Origin of the sequence: Thauera sp. (assembly GCF_034003485.1) — a bacterium.
GTDB lineage: Bacteria > Pseudomonadota > Gammaproteobacteria > Burkholderiales > Rhodocyclaceae > Thauera.
In genome coordinates this window covers 1-4,734 of record NZ_JAVEYL010000078.1, presented here as the reverse complement: position 1 = coordinate 4,734, position 4,734 = coordinate 1, and the positions used below count along the sequence as shown (strand labels likewise).

Annotated in this window: 3 protein-coding genes and 1 pseudogene; 1 reads left to right on the top strand and 3 read right to left on the bottom strand. The window is 64.9% G+C overall.

What is annotated here, in order from left to right; all coding sequences use genetic code 11:
• On the bottom strand, nucleotides 1-1,497 hold a 1,497-nt coding region (locus RBT54_RS18250; RefSeq protein WP_320368406.1), incomplete at its 3' end, for a glycosyl hydrolase family 17 protein.
• Nucleotides 1,498-1,780: 283 nt separating this feature from the next.
• On the opposite strand from RBT54_RS18250, the gene RBT54_RS18245 reads away from it, so the two are divergent.
• Nucleotides 1,781-2,203, top strand: coding sequence for a hypothetical protein (locus RBT54_RS18245; protein WP_320368405.1), 423 nt, complete (start codon nucleotides 1,781-1,783; stop codon nucleotides 2,201-2,203).
• On the opposite strand, the gene RBT54_RS18240 is transcribed toward RBT54_RS18245, so the two are convergent.
• On the bottom strand, nucleotides 2,102-3,715 hold the full coding sequence (locus tag RBT54_RS18240; protein WP_320368407.1) for a beta-1,6-glucan synthase: 1,614 nt from the start codon (nucleotides 3,713-3,715) through the stop codon (nucleotides 2,102-2,104). The two genes, RBT54_RS18245 and RBT54_RS18240, sit on opposite strands and share 102 nt — an antisense overlap.
• Nucleotides 3,716-3,851: 136 nt before the next feature.
• Nucleotides 3,852-4,734 (bottom strand): annotated as a pseudogene (locus RBT54_RS18235) (glycine dehydrogenase (aminomethyl-transferring)); the annotation flags it as partial.

Here is a 4,734-nt window from a genome sequence, read left to right as displayed (position 1 = left end):
GGCCTTGAATCCGGGCCAGTTGGCGAGATGGAAGAAGCGGAAACGCGGGCCGAGTTCGGCGCAACGCTTCTCCAGCGGCTTCCACAGCGCTTCGTCGCGGGTGTTGTTGTCCAGCACCAGCACTTCGAAGTTCTGGTAGTTCATCTTCGCCAGGCTGTCGATGGTGGCGATCACCATCTCCGGCGGCTCGTTGTAGCAGGCGAGATGCACCGAGACGAAGGGCTGCTTGTCTGGATCGTGGGGCGGCAGCGGCATGAAGCGGCGCTGCCACTTCTTCTTGAACAGCATCTCGCCGAACTCGAAGCCGTGCGACAGCAGCACCGCGGCGGTGAGTACCGTGGCGCCGATCAGCAGGCCGAGGCCGATGAGGTCGCGCTGGGTCAGGTAGTACTCGACCGGCACGTTGAGGCCGACGATCAGGGTCGACACGCAGGCCTGGATCAGGCCGGCGAGGAAGACGCGACCGAAGACGTTCCAGTCCGACAGGAAGAAGGCGATCAGCAGCATCGGCAGGAAGGCCAGCGCAGCGGCGTTCGCGGCCTTCTTGGCCCAGTGCGGATCACGTTCGATGATGCCTTCCAGCGGGAACTTCTGTTCGCGGTCAGCGTTGAACATTCCCCAGTAGGGACCGGCCCAGCCCTCGACATCCACTTTCCACGGCTGGTCGATGGCTTCCATCAGGAAATAATCGATGCGCGCAGTGCGCGGGTGGGCGAGGAAGTCGCGGATGAAACGCGCCTCGTTGTCGAGCGAAGGCACGGCAGCACCCAGGGTCGGGCCCTTGCTCGGCCAGCCGATCTCGCCCACCACGATCTTCTTGCGCGGGAAGGTCTTCACCAGTTCGTCGTAGCGCTGGAAGGCGTACTCCACTGCGGCTTCCACCGGCACACCCTCGTGGTAGGGCAAGAGGTGAACGGTAATGTAGTCGACGTGCTTGGCGAGTTCGGGGTACTTCAGCCAGACGTGCCAGGGTTCGGCGGTCGAGACCGGTTTGCGCACGGCCTTGCGCACGCGGTCGAGATACTCGATGAGTTCGCTGGCGCTCAGGTCGCCGCGCAGGATGGATTCGTTGCCCACCATCAGGCGCTCGACGTGTCGCATCTTGCGTGCGGCCTCGATCAGCGCGGTGATCTCGCGTTCGTTCTTTTCCCGATCGGGGTCGAGCCAGGCACCGGCGGTGACGACCATGTCGCGCTCACCGGCCAGGTCTAGCAGTGCCGGCAGGTCGGTGACGCCGTAAGTGCGCAGTCCGTCGGACATGCGTCCGAGTAGATCGAGGTCAGCGCCGAGCTGTTCGGGGGTGGGGTAGGTGCCCTTCAGCGGACTCTGGTCGCGCTGGAATCCGTTGTAGGCAAAGCCCTTGATGCTCTGGTTGGTGCCGATGTGCTCGGCACCCCGGTTGAACTGCTGCCAGATCCAGTACTGGAAGAACGCGACCCCCGCAGCGATGGCGAGCGCTATCGCGACACGGTAGAGGATCGAGGCGGCGTGTTTCATGTCAGGTCCTGAAGGGCAGAGCAGGGGGGAAGCACTCGGTGGGCGGAAGTTCCGCCGCTTGAATCTCGGAACAATCGGGAAGGGCCGATTTCTGCAGCGCGCAAATACCGCAGCTGAAATCCATGTGACACAATCGCGGCTTTAGCTATCTGTATCCAGCGACCGCATTTTATGCACGATTTCAGCTGCTTACGAGCTACATTCGGTGCCAATTTGCAACATCGCTCGAAGCGCGGTCCGAAGTGCTGATTTACAAGGGAAACGCAGGATGAGGCCAAATAGTTTGGGCAAATATGGTATTGCAGCAATCGTCGTTTCGGCCCTGCTGATCCTGGGTTTCGCACTGGGTGTGCGCCATGGACTGCTGGAGAACGGTGTGTTGCCGCGCGACTGCAGTTTGGTGGAGGCGCAAGGTGCTTTGTGCACGTTCAAGACGGCGCTGGTGCAGAGTTTTCTGCACCAGCGCATCGGCTGGTTCAGTCTGGCTTGCGGCGCGCTGGCCTTCGCGCTCGGTTGCCGCCGTTTTGCGTGGGCCGGATGGCTGAGCGGCCTGGCGGGGCTGGTGTTCTACAGTTACGATCCAGCCGCCGTGGGCGCCCTGCTGTCACTGCTGGTCCTGGCGCGACCGCGCCAGCAGAACGGGCAGGGCGAGCACCAGGCCGGTAAGCAACCAGCTGATGGCCTGGGGATTCGCCGGCTCGGGTAGCCAGCGCCCGACGACCGAAACGGCGATGACAGCCGCGAAGATGCGTTCTGCGCGCGCGTGGGCTGATTGAAACCAGCCGACGACGCCCAGCAGTGCAGCGGGCGTCAGATAGAGCAGGGTCGGGAAGTCGCGGTAGCGTGAATCGACGAACAGCAGCAGTGCGGCGACAGCCGCGGCGAACAGCAGCACGCCGCGCAGCAGGCCGAGGACATGGGCGATGCCGAAGCCGGCCAGTCTGCCGCGGATCGTGTGCCAGGCGTGCGCTGCCGAGGGGATCGGCGTACCGCGCCACAGCGCGAACGTCACCGCCAGCAGCACGGCAAGCACGGCGACGGCACTGAGCAGGGTCCATTCGAGCACGTTGCGGTAAGCGACCTGTGCGTGCTCGGCATGGAGCAGCGCAATGAGGCCGCTGGTGGCGCCAAGGACCACCAGCGCGCTCGTGCGCAGCGCACCGCCGCCCCTGCTGCCCAGGGCCAGCAGCAGGCCGGCGAACGCGCCGGCGGCGGTCGCCAGCAGTGGCGCGGTCAGCGAACTCCGCTCGGCCACCGGTCCGGACAGCGGGAACTTGGGCGTTAGCGTGTGTGCATCGAGCATTCCCCAGAAGCCGCCCACCGTGCCTTCGAGTCTGCGTTTCCAGGGCTGATCGATGGCTTCGATCAGATTGTAGTCCCACCCGCGCTGATGCGCCTGATGCACGAATTCGCGCACGTAGCGGGCCTGGTTGACCTGCGACGGACGCGATTCCTCGCGCTGCCGGCCCTGGCTAGGCCAGCCCGTTTCGCCGATCAGGATGTGCTTGCCGGCGAAATGTTCGCCGACCTGGGTGCGGGTGGCCGCGACATGCTCGAGCGCGTGCTCGATGTCGACCGGTTCGTCTTCCCAGAACGGCAGGATGTGCACGGTCACGAAGTCCACCTCCTGCGCCAGGCTGTCGTGCCGCGTCCAGAACTCCCACACATCGGCGTAGGTCACCGGCACGGTCGTGCGCGATTTCGCGTCGCGGATCAGGGAGCGCATCTCGTCTTCGGTGCGCTCGCGACGCAACAGGACCTCGTTGCCGACGATCAACGCGCGGACGACGTCGGTGTTTGCGTTGGCGAGCTCGATGGCGCGGCTCAGCTCGAGTGCATTCTTTTCCCGGTCGTGGCCGATCCAGGCGCCGAGCAGGACCTTGATGCCGACCTCCCGCGCAACGGCCGGGACCTGCTCCAGACCTTGATCCACGGAATACAGGCGGACGCAATCGGTGATCTTCGCCAGCGCGGCGAGGTCCGCTGCGATCTGCTCATGGGGGATGCGCAGGCTCTCGTCGAACGGTGTCTGCCCCGGGCGATGATAGGGCGCATAGGAGACGCATTTCAGCTTCTCGCCATCGGTCAGTTGCAGGTCGTGCATCTCGACCGGTTGTGTCTGCCACGCAACCCAGGCCAACAGGCCCGCGAGCAGAACGAGATGGGTGAGCAGCAGGCTCGACCAAAGTGCCTTGTTGTTCGCGCGGGGATTCGACATTCGGGCTGCTTTTCTGGGACGGAAGGAGAGTGGGCTCGACGGCAGGCGGCGCCGCGAGCGCATGTCGATAGTCAAAAAAGAAGCCACGCCTTTTCGGGCGTGGCTTCTTCGGAGAAGCGCCGGGATTCTACCGGACTCAGGCGTCGTAGTCGCTCATCGGCACGCAGGCGCAGAACAGGTTGCGGTCACCGTAAACGTCGTCGATGCGATTCACGCTGGGCCAGAACTTGTTTTCCGCCACCCAGGGCAGCGGGAACACCGCCTGCTCGCGCGAGTACGGGCGGGACCACTCGCCGATGAAGTCGGCCTGTGTGTGCGGGGCGTTCTTCAGCGGGTTGTCCTCGGCGGGCCAAGTGCCGGCTTCGATCTGACGGATCTCGTCGCGGATCGAGATCATCGCTGCCGCGAAGCGCTCCAGTTCGCCGAGATCTTCCGACTCGGTCGGCTCCACCATGATGGTGCCAGGCACCGGGAAGGACATCGTCGGCGCATGGAAACCGTAATCCATCAGGCGCTTGGCGATGTCGACCTCGGAGATGCCGGTGGCGGCCTTGATCGGGCGGATGTCAAGAATGCACTCGTGTGCGACGCGGCCCTGGCTGCCCGTGTAGAGCACCGGGTAATGGTCCTTGAGGCGCGCGGCGAGATAGTTGGCGTTCAGGATCGCCACCTGGGTTGCCTGCTTGAGCCCCTCGCCACCCATCATCGTGATGTACATCCACGAGATCGGCAGGATGCTGGCCGAGCCGAAGGGCGCGGCCGAGACGGCCCCCTGGCCGAGGTTCGGACGGTCGGCACCGCCGGTGGGCTGCACCACGTGGTCGGCCATGAAGGGTGCGAGGTGCGCCGCCAGGCCGATCGGGCCCATGCCCGGACCGCCGCCCCCGTGCGGGATGCAGAAGGTCTTGTGCAGGTTCATGTGCGACACGTCGGCGCCGATCGTCGCCGGCGAGGTCAGGCCGACCTGGGCGTTGAGGTTGGCGCCGTCCATGTACACCTGGCCGCCGTGCTGATGCACG